Consider the following 15,647-nt stretch of genomic DNA (forward strand, 5'->3'; position numbering starts at 1 on the left):
GCTCATAACCCGAAGGTCGCAGGTTCAAATCCTGTCCCCGCAACCAATGGTCCCGTGGTGTAGTGGTTAACATGCCTGCCTGTCACGCAGGAGATCGCCGGTTCGACCCCGGTCGGGACCGCCATTTATACAAAGAAAAGAACGAAACAACTTGTTTCGTATTTTTTTATTTATTTTTAAGAAAACTTATAAAGACAGTCAATCTTATCCTTAGGACAACTCCTAAGGTCTTTTTTATATGTTCAAAATGAAACAAAGTGAAAAAGTCTGTATAATAAAGAGCAGAGAATATTGTGAGTAAGGTAGGTGAAACCTTTGAATAAATATGAAATAACGACAACTTCTTCTGAAGAGACGCAGAACTTATCAGAAAGGTTAGGACAACTTGTTAAGGAACAAGATGTACTTATTTTAGAAGGAGACTTAGGTGCTGGTAAGACAACATTTACGAAAGGTCTTGCAAAAGGCCTTGGTGTGAAACGAGTTGTAAATAGTCCGACATTCAATATTATTAAAGAGTACAAAGGAAGATTACCGCTATATCATATGGACGTGTATCGTTTAGCGGAAAGCGAAGAAGATTTAGGGTTTGATGAGTATTTTTATGGTGAAGGTATAACAGTAGTAGAATGGGCGCACTTAATTGAACCTTTTCTGCCGAATGAGAAATTAAAAATAAGCTTGTTCCATACCGGTAATGATACAAGAAAAATTGTATTAGAACCGAATGGTGAACGTTATATTAGATTATGTGAGGAGCTATTACAAGATGAAAGTACTAGCAATTGATACTTCAAATTATGTAATGGGGGTTTCTCTTATTGATGGAAATACTGTTATGGGGGAAATCATTACGAATTTAACAAAAAATCATTCTGTGCGCCTTATGCCAGCGGTAGAACAACTTTTAAAAGAATGTAATGTAAAACCGAAAGAGTTAGATAAAATTGTTGTAGCGGCTGGTCCTGGATCTTATACAGGAGTTCGAATTGGTGTGACTGTTGCAAAAACGTTAGCTTGGTCATTGCAAATACCGATTGTCGGTGTATCTAGCTTAGAAGCATTGGCTGCGAATGGAGCTAATTTTCATGGTGTTATTTGTCCATTGTTTGATGGACGTCGCGGGCAAATTTATACAGGACTGTATACATATAAAGAAGAGCAGTTATCTTCTGTAGAAGATGATCGGATTGTTCTTATTGTGGATTGGTTACAGATGTTAAAAGACAAGGGACAACCTGTTTTATTTATCGGTAATGACGTAGATCAACATAAAGAGACAATTGTAGAATATCTAGGGGATCAAGCTGTGTTTGCCTCTTGCACAAAGAACAACCCAAGACCAAGTGAATTAGCATTGTTAGGATTACAAAAAGAGGAACAAAGTGTACATACATTTGTTCCAAGCTACCTCCGTTTAGCAGAAGCAGAAGCAAAATGGCTAGAAAGTCAAAAAAAATAGGGGTTATCAAAATGGATATTACATTTAGAAAGATGACGACGGATGATATCACTCAAATTGTAGTAATTGAAGAAGCGTCATTCGCAACTCCTTGGACGGCCGATTCATTTTATCGTGAACTGACGATGAGTGAATATGCACATTATGTCGTAATAGAAAAAGATGGTATGGTAATTGGATACTGTGGATTGTGGATTATTATTGATGAATCACATATTACGAACATAGCCATTTTGCCGGCATATCGTGGTCAAAAGCTTGGGGAGGCTTTGCTGAAAGAAGTAATGGAACAAGCAAGAGAAATGGGAGCAAAAACGATGACCCTTGAAGTACGGATGTCAAATGAAGTAGCGAAACAGTTATACCGAAAGTATGGATTCCAAAATGGTGGAATTCGTAAACGATACTATACAGACAATTATGAAGATGGTCTTGTAATGTGGGTGAATATATAATGGAAAAAAATACGATTATACTTGGCATTGAAACGAGCTGTGATGAAACGGCTGTAGCAGTTGTTAAAAATGGAACAGAAATAGTGGCAAACGTTGTCGCTTCACAAATCGAAAGCCATAAGCGTTTTGGCGGAGTTGTACCAGAAATTGCATCGCGTCATCATGTAGAACAAATTACAGTTGTATTAGAAGAGGCATTAAAAGAAGCGAACATTACATTTGAAGATATTGATGCGATTGCGGTAACAGAAGGACCGGGTTTAGTGGGGGCTCTTTTAATTGGTGTAAATGCAGCTAAAGCAATTGCATTTGCACATAATATTCCTCTTGTTGGTGTTCATCATATTGCTGGACATATTTACGCGAATCGTTTAGTGAAAGAACTACAATTCCCATTATTATCACTTGTTGTATCTGGAGGACATACAGAGCTTGTGTATATGAAGGAACATGGTTCATTTGAAGTGATTGGTGAAACGAGAGATGATGCAGCAGGAGAAGCATATGATAAGGTTGCACGTACATTATCGATGCCTTATCCAGGGGGACCTCATATTGATCGTCTTGCTCATGAAGGAAAGCCGACAATTGATTTACCTCGTGCATGGCTAGAGCCGGATTCGTATGATTTTAGCTTTAGTGGATTGAAATCAGCAGTTATCAACACTGTGCATAACGCAAAACAACGTGGTGAAGAAATTGCGCCAGAAGATTTAGCAGCTAGCTTCCAAGCGAGTGTAATAGATGTACTCGTGACGAAAGCAGCGCGTGCAGCAGAAGCGTATGATGTAAAACAAGTGTTGCTTGCTGGTGGTGTTGCAGCGAATAAAGGACTTCGTGCACGTTTAGAGGAAGAGTTTGCAAAAAAAGAAGAAATTGAGCTTATTATTCCACCGTTATCCTTGTGCACAGATAATGCAGCGATGATTGCAGCAGCGGGCACAATTGCATATGAGCAAGGAAAACGTGCAACATTAGCTTTAAATGCAAATCCAGGATTAGATATTGAGGCATAGTTATACACATAATTAACCACAACCTGTGGATAAAACCCATATTATCTGTTGATAATATGGGTTTTATTGTGAGTATTGAATGTTTATAACTTTTATATGATTTGTGGATAATGTGGAAAAGTTATTTTTGTGTTTATATAATAAAGGTGGATATGTGCATAAGGTTGTGGATAATTGTGTTAAGGTCAGACCTTTGACCATAGTCTTTTGTATTGAAAAATAAACAAGGTAGTTGAGGGGCTTTCAACTACCTTGTTTTTATCATATGAATATATAAGGGTTATACGTGTAACTCTTCCCATTCCGCCATAAACTTCTCTAATTCTTCTTGTTTGGTTTGCTTTGCTGTTGTAATCTCGCTAGCCCGTTCGTAGTCAGCATATACTTCAGGTAAACAAAGCTCCTCTTCTAATTGTGCAATTTCTTCTTCTAACTTTGCGATGTTTTGTTCAATTTCTTCAATTTTTCGGATACGCTGACGTTCCTGCTTTTTACGTTCTTTTTCTTCAAGATAGCTTAATTTTTCTTGAGCAACGCTTTTTTGAATAGGTACATCATTTTCTTGCTGTTCAAATTCTGTCCGTTCAATCATTTCATTTTTCTTTTCAATATAGTAGTCATAGTCACCTAAATATTCTTGTGCTCCCTCTGTTGATAACTCAACCACTGTAGTTGTGACACGGTTAATGAAATAGCGATCATGGGAAACGAATAAAAGAGTTCCAGGATAATCAATTAAGGCGTTTTCTAAAATCTCTTTACTATTTAAATCAAGATGGTTTGTAGGCTCATCGAGAATTAATAAATTAGATTTTTGCATCATCAATTTTGCTAGAGCTAATCGAGCTTTTTGACCACCACTTAGGGAAGATACTGGCTTTAATACATCATCCCCTGTGAATAAAAAGTTACCGAGTATCGTGCGAATTTCTTTTTCCGGCTCTAGCGGATAATCGTCCCATAATTCATTTAAAACACGCTTGGATGATGTTAAGTTTGCTTGTTCTTGATCATAATACCCAATAGATACATTTGAACCGAAAGAAACTTCACCGCTTAACGTCTTCAATTTATTTACAATCGACTTTAATAATGTAGATTTCCCAATACCGTTTGGACCGACTAGTGCGACACTATCACCTCGGGTTAATCGCATATTTACATGCTCAATAATTGGTTCTTTGTCATATCCAATTGAAACATCTTTTACCTGTAATACGTCGTTTCCGCTTTGTTTTTCGATATCAAAGTGGAAGGATGCGGATTTAGAATCACCTAATGGTCTGGTCAGTAATTCCATCCGATCTAATTGTTTCCGGCGACTTTGTGCACGTTTTGTTGTGGACGCACGAGCAATGTTCTTTTGGACAAAGTCTTCTAGTTTAGCGATTTCCTCTTGTTGTTTCTCATAACGTTTCATTTCTTGCTCATATAGTGCAGCTTTTAAATCTAAATATTTACTGTAGTTACCAACATATCGTCTGCTCTCTTTATTAGAAATTTCATATACTTGTGTAACAAGCTTGTCTAAAAAGTAGCGATCGTGGGACACGATTAAAATAGCTCCAGGATAGCCTTGTAAATATTGTTCAAGCCATGTTAATGTATCGATATCTAAATGGTTTGTTGGTTCGTCCAAGATGAGTAAGTCTGGTTTTGTTAATAGTAGCTTCCCAAGAGCAAGTCTTGTTTTCTGTCCGCCACTTAATGTGGAAATTGTTGTTTGGTGTGTTTCCGCTGGAAAACCAAGTCCACTTAAAATGGAGCGAATATCCGCTTCATATTGGTAACCACCTTGATCTTTGTAGTCTAACTGTAATTGATCATAATCAGCGAGTAATTTCTCGTACGTAGCAGCATTTGAAAAGTTCTCTTCCTTACCCATTTCCTGCTCTAACCTTCGAAGTTTCTTCTCCATATGCTGCAGATGTGTAAAGACGGTAAGCATTTCATCCCAAATTGTTAAAGAAGTTTCCAAACCTGTATTTTGGGCTAAATAACCAATAGAAACATCTTTTGGCTTTATAATTTCTCCACCATCGTGAGATAATTCACCGGCAATTATTTTTAATAATGTAGATTTTCCAGCACCATTTCGACCAACTAGTGCAATTCGATCTTTTGTTTGGACTTCCAATTTAATGTTTGCAAGAATTGTTTCAGCACCGTATAATTTTGAAAGCCCATTCACTTGTAATAAAATCAATGTTTTCACCTCAAATAATTTCTTAACTTTGCCATGTTTATATTTCTCAATCATACTAAAAATAGTGTATAGTTTAAAATAAAGAGAGAATTCTTCTCTCTATTATACAGGGAAAGTCATAAGTGCTAAACTTATGTATTTATTTTAAATCTGTGAACAAAGATAGGAAGAGAGGAGAGGTTACATGGATCAGCAAAAGATTCCACAGGCCACTGCCAAACGATTGCCTCTATACTATCGATTTATCCAAAATTTATCTCTTTCTGGTAAGCAACGTGTTTCATCGGCAGAATTGAGTGAGGCGGTAAAGGTAGACTCAGCAACAATTCGGAGAGATTTTTCATATTTTGGAGCGTTAGGGAAAAAGGGATATGGATATAATGTGAATTATTTACTATCATTCTTCCGAGAAACGCTCGATCAAGATGATATAACACGTGTAGCACTTATTGGAGTGGGTAATTTAGGGACCGCTTTCTTACATTACAATTTCACGAAAAATAATAATACAAAGATTGAAATGGCGTTTGATGTCAATGAAGAGAAAGTTGGAAAAGAAATCGGAGGAATTCCTGTATATCATTTGGATGAATTAGAAGAACGTTTAACAAATGATATACAGGTGGCAATATTAACAGTACCTGCTACCGTTGCACAAGCTGTAGCAGATCGATTGGCCGAAACAAATGTACATGGAATTTTAAATTTTACACCGGCACGATTAAATGTGTCAGAAAACATAAGAATTCATCATATTGATTTAGCTGTAGAATTACAAACGCTCGTTTATTTTTTGAAAAATTATCCACAATAAAACGCAGAGGAAATCCCTCTGCGTTTTATTATTGCCTTTTCTTTGTAAATTTGACTAAGATAAGTCGAAGTGCCAAATTAAAATCAATTGTTGCCATAGCAGCGAACAGCAGTGTCCAAAAGTTCCAAATTGTATCTGTAACGTTCGTAATTGCGAAACGTGTAAAGATACATCCAAGAAGGAAATACAGTGCTGCCATGAACAATGGTGAGTTCCTCATATTTAAAATCCTCCGATAAATCCTTGCATTTTTTCTGCTTGTTTGATCATTTCTTGTATTTGTTCGTTACTTACTAGTACTTGAGTTATTGCGACTAATGTATTCATCGCGACATGAGCCATAATAGGAACGATGATTCGTTTTGTTTTCACATATAGAAAAGCGAAAACAAGCCCCATGGAAGTGTATACTAACAAGTGTGTAAAATCAAAGTGAATGGCCGCGAAAACAAGCGAACTAATAATGGCTGCGATAAAGAAATTAAATCTTTTATAGAGTGTTCCAAATAAAATCTTTCTAAAGACAATCTCTTCTAAAATAGGACCGATGATAGATATAACAATAAGGAACCATGGAGTAGCTCTTGCTATTTCCATCAAATCTTGAGTGTTTTGAGAACCAGGATTAATCCCTAATAATCGCATTTCAATATTAGCTGCAAGTATTTGAGCAAACATAGCTAAAAAGAAACCGATAAAAATCCAGCCGATTGTAGCAGGAATGCTAGCTCGCTTCGTATCTAAATGTCTTTCACGTATATCGGTTCTAAGAAGCCAAAGTATAATACATAATGCAATAAAAAAGCTGATGATTGACCAGTGCCCAGCCATGATTTGCATTTTCTGCTCTCGTGAAACTGCCATATTATCATATAGTCCTGTTTTGAAAAGGAGCCATATGCCAAAAATTCCCGATAGTTGCATCAGAATATATGTAACTATAATCCACCAATATTGTTTTTTCAAATGGGTTAACCATCCTTTCTAACTCTAATTTATGAGATAAGGCGAGGAAACATGTGAACATCCCGCCGTGGGATACGTAATAACTGTTTGTATTATTATTTTTTTGTAAATCTTTATTTGAAAATGAAATAGATAACAGGAAAAAGCAGTACCTATAGAGAAAATAACTTATGGCATCCTTCATATTGTAACATACGATAAGTGGAAAAGCCGATTCATATAAAAAGGCTTTCTTGAGAATTATTGCTGTTATTGTTGTATAGAAAAAGTTTATATCGTAATTTGCGAAAAAATTATGATTTTTTTACTTGCAAAAGAAATTTAGATTATTTATTATTATAAGTGTGTTAGCACTCATAGTCTTTGAGTGCTAATAAAGAAAATTTACATAGGAAAATGAGGAGGTTATTGTTCATGCTAAAGCCATTAGGTGATCGCGTTGTAATTGAGCTTGTTCAAGCAGAAGAAAAAACAGCAAGTGGTATTGTATTACCAGACACTGCAAAAGAAAAACCACAAGAGGGTAAAGTTGTTGCAGTAGGTACTGGTCGAGTGCTTGAAAATGGTGAGCGTGTTGCTTTAGAGGTAGCAGCAGGTGATCTTATCATCTTCTCAAAATATGCAGGTACTGAAGTGAAATATGAAGGTACAGACTACTTGATTTTACGTGAAAGTGACATTTTAGCAGTTATCGGTTAATTATATACATTTTAAAAATCCAAGGGGGTCAAATATTATGGCAAAAGATATTAAATTTAGTGAAGAAGCACGTCGTTCGATGCTTCGCGGTGTCGACACTCTTGCAAACGCAGTAAAAGTAACGCTTGGACCAAAAGGTCGTAACGTTGTACTTGAGAAAAAATTCGGTTCACCACTTATTACAAATGATGGTGTAACAATTGCAAAAGAAATCGAATTAGAAGATGCATTCGAAAACATGGGTGCAAAATTAGTAGCAGAAGTTGCTAGCAAAACAAATGACGTAGCTGGTGACGGAACAACAACTGCAACTGTATTAGCACAAGCCATGATTCGTGAAGGTTTAAAAAACGTAACAGCTGGTGCGAACCCAATGGGTCTTCGTAAAGGTATCGAAAAAGCTGTTGTTGCAGCAGTAGAAGAATTAAAAACGATTTCTAAACCAATCGAAGGTAAATCTTCTATCGCGCAAGTAGCTGCTATCTCTGCTGCTGACGAAGAAGTAGGTAAATTAATTGCTGAAGCAATGGAACGCGTTGGTAACGACGGCGTTATTACTTTAGAAGAATCTAAAGGATTCACAACAGAATTAGATGTAGTAGAAGGTATGCAATTCGATCGTGGATATGCATCTCCTTACATGATTACTGATTCTGACAAAATGGAAGCAGTCCTTGATAACCCATATATCTTAATCACTGACAAAAAGATTTCTAACATTCAAGAAATCTTACCAGTGTTAGAGCAAGTGGTACAACAAGGTAAACCACTTCTTATCATTGCAGAAGATGTAGAAGGCGAAGCGTTAGCTACGTTAGTAGTAAACAAACTTCGTGGTACATTCAATGTAGTAGCTGTTAAGGCTCCTGGATTTGGTGACCGTCGTAAAGCAATGCTTGAAGATATCGCAATCTTAACTGGTGGCGAAGTAATCACTGAAGAATTAGGACGTGACTTAAAATCTGCTACAGTTGAATCTTTAGGACGCGCTGGTAAAGTTGTTGTAACGAAAGAAAACACAACTGTAGTTGAAGGTATTGGAAATACACAACAAATCGAAGCTCGCATCGGTCAAATCCGCGCGCAATTAGAAGAAACAACTTCTGAATTCGATCGTGAAAAATTACAAGAGCGCCTTGCTAAACTTGCAGGTGGCGTAGCGGTAATTAAAGTAGGTGCAGCAACTGAAACTGAGTTAAAAGAGCGCAAACTTCGCATTGAAGATGCACTTAACTCAACTCGTGCAGCAGTAGAAGAAGGTATTGTTGCAGGTGGCGGTACTTCACTTATGAACGTATATACAAAAGTAGCTGGTCTTGTAGCTGAAGGCGACGAAGCAACAGGTATCAACATTGTACTTCGTGCATTAGAAGAGCCAGTTCGCCAAATCGCAATCAACGCTGGTCTAGAAGGATCTGTTGTTGTAGAACGCTTAAAAGGCGAAAAAGTAGGCGTTGGTTTCAACGCAGCTACAGGCGAATGGGTAAATATGCTTGAGTCTGGTATCGTAGATCCAACAAAAGTAACTCGTTCTGCACTTCAAAACGCAGCATCTGTTGCAGCTATGTTCTTAACAACTGAAGCTGTAGTTGCTGACAAACCAGAACCAAATGCACCAGCAATGCCTGACATGGGCGGCATGGGCATGGGCGGTATGGGCGGAATGATGTAATTTCGTTCGCATAAAAAAACATCCATCTCTAATAGAGATGGATGTTTTTTTTTGTTGTACATGGAAGAAAAATTATTGCGATAAAGATTTAATCACACTGAGAAAATAATTTCTGTAGAATTTTGTCGCTTTCTCTCTTGACCATATTGATACTTCATTGTTAGAATCTAGGAAGATAATATAAAACAATCCTTCATATATCCTCAATGATATGGTTTGAGAGTCTCTACCGGGTTACCGTAAACAACCTGACTATGAAGGCAGTGCGTCTTATATTTATAAAGAGCGGAATACTATCTTTATAAAGTCAGACCCCTGCCTTTTCTTTGTTATGAGACTGAGGGCGGAGGACTGGCTTTTTTTATTATATTGGTAATGCTTTTTGCCAAATTGGTGAAAATATTTATATACAGAACTAACGTTGGGGTGATTATTTTGAAAAAACAGCACGATACGATTATCGTTTTAGATTTTGGGAGTCAGTACAATCAGTTAATTGCACGTCGAATTCGTGAGTTCGGTGTATACAGTGAACTTCATCCACATACAATTACTGCAGAAGAAATTAAAGCAATGAATCCAAAAGGGATTATCTTCTCTGGGGGACCAAACAGTGTATATGGTGAAAATGCATTCCACTGTGATGAAAAAATCTTTGAATTAGGATTACCGGTATTTGGTATTTGCTACGGTATGCAACTTATGACAAAACACTTTGGTGGAAAAGTAGAACGTGCAAACCATCGTGAGTACGGAAAAGCAGTTCTTAAAGTAGAGAACGAATCAAAATTATATGCAAACCTTCCAGAAGAGCAAGTTGTATGGATGAGCCACGGTGACTTAGTAACAGGTTTACCAGAAGGGTTCGTAGTGGATGCAACAAGTGACTCTTGCCCAATTGCTGGTATGAGTAATGAAGCACAAAACCTATACGGCGTACAATTCCACCCAGAAGTACGTCACTCTGAGCACGGAAATGATTTAATCAAAAACTTCGTATTCGGCGTATGTGGATGTTCTGAAGGCTGGAACATGGAAAACTTTATTGAAGTGGAATTAGAGAAAATCCGTGAAACTGTTGGTGACAAAAAAGTACTATGCGCACTTAGTGGCGGTGTAGACTCTTCTGTTGTAGCGGTATTAATTCATAAAGCAATCGGTGATCAATTAACATGTATTTTCGTTGACCACGGTTTACTTCGTAAAGGTGAAGCAGAAGGTGTTATGAAAACATTTAGCGAAGGCTTCCACATGAACGTTATTAAAGTGGATGCGAAAGAACGTTTTATGAATAAATTAAAAGGCGTTGAAGATCCAGAGCAAAAACGTAAAATCATCGGTAACGAATTCATTTACGTATTTGATGATGAGGCTTCTAAATTAGAAGGAATGGACTTCTTAGCACAAGGTACACTGTACACAGACATTATTGAAAGTGGTACAGCAACTGCACAAACAATTAAATCTCACCATAACGTTGGTGGACTTCCAGAAGATATGCAGTTTAAATTAATTGAGCCTTTAAATACGTTATTTAAAGATGAAGTGCGCGCATTAGGATCTGAATTAGGAATTCCTGATGAAATCGTATGGCGTCAACCGTTCCCAGGTCCAGGACTTGGTATTCGTGTATTAGGCGAGATTACAGAAGAAAAATTAGAAATCGTTCGTGAATCTGATGCGATTTTACGTGAAGAAATCATAAAAGCAGGTTTAGACCGTGAAATTTGGCAATACTTCACAGCGCTTCCTGGTATGCGTAGTGTAGGTGTTATGGGTGACGAGCGTACTTACGATTACACAGTAGGTATCCGTGCAGTAACATCTATTGACGGTATGACAGCTGACTGGGCACGTATCCCTTGGGACGTATTAGAGAAAATCTCTGTACGTATCGTTAACGAAGTAAAACACGTTAACCGTATCGTGTATGATGTAACAAGTAAGCCGCCAGCAACGATTGAGTGGGAATAGAATAAGTTTTTTCGCTTAAAGGAAGATCCATCTATGATTTTATGCATAGATGGATCTTTTTTTGTCTATCTACACGAACGAAAATGATTATTTATATAAAAATGTTCGTTTTTAGATTGACATATACCTGTGTGTGAGTTAATATGAGTATGTAATTGATGTGAAAAGTGAATATTATAGCCGTCGTATAATATCGGGGATATGGCCCGAAAGTTTCTACCTAGCTACCGTAAATGGCTTGACTACGAGGCGTTTGTATAAAGGTTAGGGGAAATCTACCTTTGTTTATAGAACGCTTCCATGTATACGCAATGGAGGCCTTTTTTATTTTTATAGATAAAAGAGGGCTAGGGAGGATTACGACGAGTAATCATATAACGGGGGAAACGTAGGATGAAACGTTATTTTCAGTTTGATGAGCTCGGTACGAATTATAAAACTGAGTTCATTGCAGGGTTAACGACATTTTTATCTATGGCATATGTGTTGTTTGTCAATCCTGCTACACTGTCGCTGGGGAATATTAAGGGATTACCAGCTGGAACAGGAATGGATCCGGGAGCGGTCTTTGTTGCCACTGCATTAGCAGCTGCGATTGGTTCACTCATTATGGGGGTTTTTGCAAAGTATCCAATTGCTTTAGCGCCAGGTATGGGGATCAATGCATTCTTTGCTTACACAGCGGTGTTAACAATGGGGATTCCATGGCAAACAGCGATTGCCGGAACATTAATGTCAGGTATTATCTTTATTATTCTTACTGCTTCTGGTATTCGTGAGAAAATTATTAATGCAATTCCCGTGGAGTTAAAGTTCGCGGTAGCGGCAGGTATTGGTTTGTTTATTGCCTTTCTTGGTTTTCAAAATGCCGGGATTATTGTGAAGAATGATGCGGTTCTTGTTGGATTGGGGGATTTAACAAAGGGCACAACATTACTTGCGATTTTCGGTGTAGTGATTACGATCATTTTAATGATTAAAAAGATAAATGGTGCAGTTTTCTATGGGATGATTCTTACAGCAATCTTAGGAGTAGCAACAGGATTAATTGATACACCTAAAGCTGTAGTCGGTGCAATCCCGAGTTTGGAACCTACGTTCGGTGTGGCGTTCCAGCACTTCGGAGATATTTTCACTGTTCAAATGGGGATTGTTATTATAACGTTCTTCTTCATCGATTTCTTTGATACAGCAGGTACGCTTGTAGCAGTTGCGAATCAAGCAGGATTAATGAAGAATAACAAACTACCACGTGCAGGAAAAGCATTATTTGCAGATGCGATTGCGACTGTAATTGGTGCTATTCTTGGTACATCTACAACAACGTCTTACATTGAATCATCTTCAGGGGTAGCAGCAGGAGGACGTTCAGGATTTACAGCAGTTGTGACAGCTGGATTTTTCTTGCTAGCACTTTTCTTCTCGCCATTATTAAGCGTTGTAACAGCGGCTGTAACGGCACCAGCGTTAATTATTGTAGGGATTTTGATGGTTTCATCTTTAGGAGAAATTGATTGGAAGAAATTCGAGATTGCAGTACCGGCATTCTTCACAATTATTTCTATGCCACTTACGTATAGTATTGCAACAGGAATTGCGATTGGATTTATCTTCTATCCAATTACGATGGTTGTAAGTGGTCGTCGTAAAGAAATTCATCCAATTATGTATGTTATGGGAGTTTTATTCGTACTATATTTCATCTACGTTCGTAAATAAAAGGGGTTTTTTGAAAGGTCTAGACTTAAGGGGAGTCTAGGCCTTTTTTGCGTCTTCAGAAAATCTTAAGGATTTCGTTCCGTTTTTCTTCAGAAGTTTTCTTATAATAAGAAATAGGGACTTTAAAAGTTTTGGGGGCGATATTGTGGCACAGGAAACCATACTTGTTGTAGATGATGAAAAAGAAATTAGGGATTTAATTGCGATTTATTTAAAAAATGAAGGATATAAGGTGTTACATGCTGAGGATGGAGCAGAAGGATTAGCTATATTAGAGAAGAACGAAGTGCATTTAGTTGTATTAGATATTATGATGCCGAAAATAGATGGGATTCATATGTGTATGAAAGTAAGAGAAGCGAAAGAGATGCCGATTATTATGCTGTCTGCAAAAACGCAAGATATGGATAAAATTTTAGGGCTAACAACAGGTGCGGATGATTATGTAACGAAACCATTCAATCCGTTAGAACTAATTGCGAGAATTAAATCACAGCTCCGTCGCTATATGAAAATGAACGGCTTCACTGTTCAAAATGAGGATGAGTTAGAAATTGGAGATATGAAAATAAATGTTTCAACACATGAAGTCAGTGTAGAGGGAGAAGAAGTGAAACTAACGCCAAGGGAATTTTCAATTTTAGAGTTACTCGCCCGTAATCCAGGTATGGTCTTTAGTGCAGAACAAATTTATGAAAAGGTTTGGAATGAAAGGTCCTTTCAATCGGATAATACTGTAATGGTACATATTCGAAAAATACGTGAGAAGGTAGAGGAGAATCCAAGGAAACCGAGATACATAAAAACGGTATGGGGAGTGGGGTATAAGATTGAGAAAGATATATAATCCGTTTACCTATATGTATAAGAAAACGATAAGATTAATTGAAAAGATAGTAAAGAGCGTGCGACGTAGCATACGAATCCAACTTATTACGACTTTTATTGCTTGTGCGTTATTAGGGCTGTTTGTATCGACGAAGATAGTAGCCCCTATTTTTGAGGATGCAAATCAAAATGTTGAAATTAATTATAGGGATGGCATGGAGCAAATTAATCGTAAAGCTCAAAGTACGGCAGAAATGATGGTTACGGAAAACAAGTTAGATGCTTTGCAAAATATGATAGAGTTAGAAAACCAAAACTTAGAACAGGGGCACGAAGCCTTTAAAATATTAATTACTGATGAAAGTGGTAAGGTTCTGTATAAAACGAAGCAGGCACAAGAAGAACAAATTAATTTGCATAATACAATTCGTAATGCGACCTCATTTGCTATCAATTATTCAAATAATAATGATATTGAAAGGTCAAGAAAAGAGTTTATTACTTTTTCACCTATTACAATTGAAGATAAGAACTTATATATGTTTGTGAGTGGGATTCCTCAAGGAGAGGTAGTGTATTATAAAGTAGAAGGTCCATTTCCGTTTCTAATTGGTGTACTTGTATTTATTTTCTCTTTCTTCTATATAACAAAGAGAAAGATGCAACAAATCGAAGCGATGGCACGAGGGGTAAAAGAAATAGAAAAAGGAAACTTAGCTTATCGTATTGAGAAAAAAGGTGAGGATGAGATCGCTGCTTTGACTGAGAATATTAACAATATGGCAGAAGAGCTTATGTATAATATTGAAAAAGAGCGTAAATTAGAGAAACAAAAAAATGAACTCATTACAAATGTATCGCATGATTTACGAACGCCACTTACTTCCATTATGGGGTATTTACGATTGTTGCGAGATTCTAAATATGAAAATAAAGAACAACATGATGAATATACAAGGATCGCTTTTGCGAAATCGGAGCAGTTAAAGAACTTAATAGAAGATTTATTTGAGTATACGAAGTTAACGAATGAAAATATTGTATTAGAAAAGCAAGAAGTATGTATGAATGAACTCCTTGATCAATTAATAGAAGAATTAGTGCCGCAAGCAGAAGAACATGGTCTTGAATTTATTAAAAAGTTTCCTGAAGAACGTGTATATGCTGCCATTGATTCAGAAAAGATGGTCCGTGTGTTTGAAAACTTATTAATGAATGCGATTAAATATAGCAGAGATGATGGAGAGATAAAAGTTTCTCTTCAAAGGCAACGCCGACATATGGAAATTATAGTTGCGAATCATAGTGAAGAGTTTACAAGAGAGGAATTAGCAAATTTATTCGAGCGCTTTTATAAGAAAGATCAATCTAGAAGTAGAGTAACAGAAGGTTCGGGACTCGGATTAGCTATTGCTAAAAGTATTGTTGAGTTGCAAGGAGGGGGGATTCGAGCTGAATATGAGGATGGAATTATTCAGTTTATCGTTTCGTTGCCCATTATAGAAGAAAAGTAAATGAATAGAATTTGATACATTAAAAAAGGCTTGTTTATGAAGAATAAGCCTTTTTGATATTTTTTCAAAAAATGTATTGACGATTATATAAATGAGGTGTAATATTATACGAGTCGCTGATAGTAACGAACAAAACGCGACAAACGAAATAAAAAACTTAGTTGACATTGAAAGGTGAAAATGTTAACATAAGGGAGTCGCAAATGAGCGACAAACGAGTTCTTTGAAAACTGAACGAAACAAACAACGTGAAACGTCAATTTTTATTTTAGATGCTAGACAAACTTTATTGGAGAGTTTGATCCTGGCTCAGGATGAACGC

General features: G+C 36.9%; 14 protein-coding genes, 1 tRNA gene and 2 riboswitches. Of the genes, 12 read left to right on the forward strand and 3 right to left on the reverse strand.

The genetic code is table 11. The features are described 5' to 3' along the window. The first annotated feature begins 48 nt into the window (after nt 1-48). The 5 genes from AC1M36_RS27560 to tsaD all read left to right on the forward strand — a co-directional run bounded on the left by AC1M36_RS27560 (nt 49) and on the right by tsaD (nt 2,933). Nucleotides 49-124, forward strand: a tRNA-Asp gene (locus AC1M36_RS27560). A 191-nt stretch (nt 125-315) separates the two neighbouring features. Next, complete coding sequence (gene tsaE / locus AC1M36_RS27565) at nt 316-789, forward strand: tRNA (adenosine(37)-N6)-threonylcarbamoyltransferase complex ATPase subunit type 1 TsaE (RefSeq protein ID WP_336454380.1); 474 nt, start codon at nt 316-318, stop codon at nt 787-789. Next, complete coding sequence (gene tsaB / locus AC1M36_RS27570) at nt 770-1,462, forward strand: tRNA (adenosine(37)-N6)-threonylcarbamoyltransferase complex dimerization subunit type 1 TsaB (protein WP_336454381.1); 693 nt, start codon at nt 770-772, stop codon at nt 1,460-1,462. The genes tsaE and tsaB overlap by 20 nt, the downstream gene beginning before the upstream one ends. 11 nt (nt 1,463-1,473) lie before the next feature. Further along, the gene (rimI, locus tag AC1M36_RS27575) at nt 1,474-1,917 is read left to right on the forward strand and encodes a ribosomal protein S18-alanine N-acetyltransferase (protein ID WP_479846474.1); all 444 of its coding nucleotides are present in this window, start codon (nt 1,474-1,476) and stop codon (nt 1,915-1,917) included. Further along, nucleotides 1,917-2,933 (forward strand): tRNA (adenosine(37)-N6)-threonylcarbamoyltransferase complex transferase subunit TsaD, encoded by a 1,017-nt coding sequence (tsaD, locus tag AC1M36_RS27580; RefSeq protein WP_174103231.1) that lies wholly within the window; start codon nt 1,917-1,919, stop codon nt 2,931-2,933. Before rimI ends, tsaD begins: the two co-directional genes overlap by 1 nt. Nucleotides 2,934-3,213: 280 nt before the next feature. Here tsaD and AC1M36_RS27585 read toward each other — a convergent pair whose 3' ends face one another. Beyond that, the gene (locus tag AC1M36_RS27585; RefSeq protein ID WP_479846475.1) at nt 3,214-5,139 is read right to left on the reverse strand and encodes an ABC-F family ATP-binding cassette domain-containing protein; all 1,926 of its coding nucleotides are present in this window, start codon (nt 5,137-5,139) and stop codon (nt 3,214-3,216) included. A 184-nt stretch (nt 5,140-5,323) separates the two neighbouring features. Between AC1M36_RS27585 and AC1M36_RS27590 the strand changes: the two genes are divergently transcribed. Continuing rightward, nucleotides 5,324-5,953: a redox-sensing transcriptional repressor Rex gene (locus tag AC1M36_RS27590; RefSeq protein WP_017150416.1), complete on the forward strand. Its 630-nt coding sequence runs from the start codon at nt 5,324-5,326 to the stop codon at nt 5,951-5,953. A gap of 28 nt (nt 5,954-5,981) precedes the next feature. Here the strand turns inward: AC1M36_RS27590 and AC1M36_RS27595 are convergent, their stop codons facing one another. Then, nucleotides 5,982-6,173: a YdiK family protein gene (locus AC1M36_RS27595; protein WP_336454384.1), complete on the reverse strand. Its 192-nt coding sequence runs from the start codon at nt 6,171-6,173 to the stop codon at nt 5,982-5,984. A 2-nt stretch (nt 6,174-6,175) separates the two neighbouring features. Then, entirely contained in the window at nt 6,176-6,919 is a 744-nt protein-coding gene (locus AC1M36_RS27600) for a CPBP family intramembrane glutamic endopeptidase (protein WP_336454385.1), read from the reverse strand. Between the two features lie 414 nt (nt 6,920-7,333). Here AC1M36_RS27600 and groES point away from each other — a divergent pair, with 414 nt between their 5' ends. The 6 genes from groES (at nt 7,334) to AC1M36_RS27630 (ending at nt 15,325) form a co-directional block, all read left to right on the forward strand. Further along, entirely contained in the window at nt 7,334-7,618 is a 285-nt protein-coding gene (gene groES, locus AC1M36_RS27605) for a co-chaperone GroES (RefSeq protein ID WP_000917311.1), read from the forward strand. Nucleotides 7,619-7,655: 37 nt separating this feature from the next. Continuing rightward, the gene (gene groL / locus AC1M36_RS27610; RefSeq protein WP_336454386.1) at nt 7,656-9,290 is read left to right on the forward strand and encodes a chaperonin GroEL; all 1,635 of its coding nucleotides are present in this window, start codon (nt 7,656-7,658) and stop codon (nt 9,288-9,290) included. A gap of 173 nt (nt 9,291-9,463) precedes the next feature. After that, a riboswitch (purine riboswitch) is annotated at nt 9,464-9,565 on the forward strand. A gap of 160 nt (nt 9,566-9,725) precedes the next feature. Further along, the gene (gene guaA / locus AC1M36_RS27615; RefSeq protein WP_420792387.1) at nt 9,726-11,264 is read left to right on the forward strand and encodes a glutamine-hydrolyzing GMP synthase; all 1,539 of its coding nucleotides are present in this window, start codon (nt 9,726-9,728) and stop codon (nt 11,262-11,264) included. 163 nt (nt 11,265-11,427) lie between these two features. Next, nucleotides 11,428-11,529, forward strand: a riboswitch (purine riboswitch). A 128-nt stretch (nt 11,530-11,657) separates the two neighbouring features. Then, nucleotides 11,658-12,983: an NCS2 family permease gene (locus AC1M36_RS27620; protein WP_336454388.1), complete on the forward strand. Its 1,326-nt coding sequence runs from the start codon at nt 11,658-11,660 to the stop codon at nt 12,981-12,983. A gap of 145 nt (nt 12,984-13,128) precedes the next feature. Beyond that, complete coding sequence (locus AC1M36_RS27625) at nt 13,129-13,830, forward strand: response regulator transcription factor (RefSeq protein WP_336454389.1); 702 nt, start codon at nt 13,129-13,131, stop codon at nt 13,828-13,830. Then, the gene (locus AC1M36_RS27630) at nt 13,814-15,325 is read left to right on the forward strand and encodes a sensor histidine kinase (RefSeq protein ID WP_336454390.1); all 1,512 of its coding nucleotides are present in this window, start codon (nt 13,814-13,816) and stop codon (nt 15,323-15,325) included. The genes AC1M36_RS27625 and AC1M36_RS27630 overlap by 17 nt, the downstream gene beginning before the upstream one ends. The last annotated feature ends 322 nt before the right edge of the window (nt 15,326-15,647 follow it).

Source organism: Bacillus sp. Medicinal_06 (assembly GCF_056711665.1).

Excerpts from the sequence above, each read along its gene's own strand:
- tsaB (WP_336454381.1), top strand. The coding sequence starts at position 770 with ATGAAAGTACTAGCAATTGATACTTCAAATTATGTAATGGGGGTTTCT.
- rimI (WP_479846474.1), top strand. The coding sequence starts at position 1,474 with ATGGATATTACATTTAGAAAGATGACGACGGATGATATCACTCAAATT.
- tsaD (WP_174103231.1), top strand. The coding sequence starts at position 1,917 with ATGGAAAAAAATACGATTATACTTGGCATTGAAACGAGCTGTGATGAA.
- AC1M36_RS27590 (WP_017150416.1), top strand. The coding sequence starts at position 5,324 with ATGGATCAGCAAAAGATTCCACAGGCCACTGCCAAACGATTGCCTCTA.
- AC1M36_RS27595 (WP_336454384.1), bottom strand. The coding sequence starts at position 6,173 with ATGAGGAACTCACCATTGTTCATGGCAGCACTGTATTTCCTTCTTGGA.
- groES (WP_000917311.1), top strand. The coding sequence starts at position 7,334 with ATGCTAAAGCCATTAGGTGATCGCGTTGTAATTGAGCTTGTTCAAGCA.
- groL (WP_336454386.1), top strand. The coding sequence starts at position 7,656 with ATGGCAAAAGATATTAAATTTAGTGAAGAAGCACGTCGTTCGATGCTT.
- AC1M36_RS27620 (WP_336454388.1), top strand. The coding sequence starts at position 11,658 with ATGAAACGTTATTTTCAGTTTGATGAGCTCGGTACGAATTATAAAACT.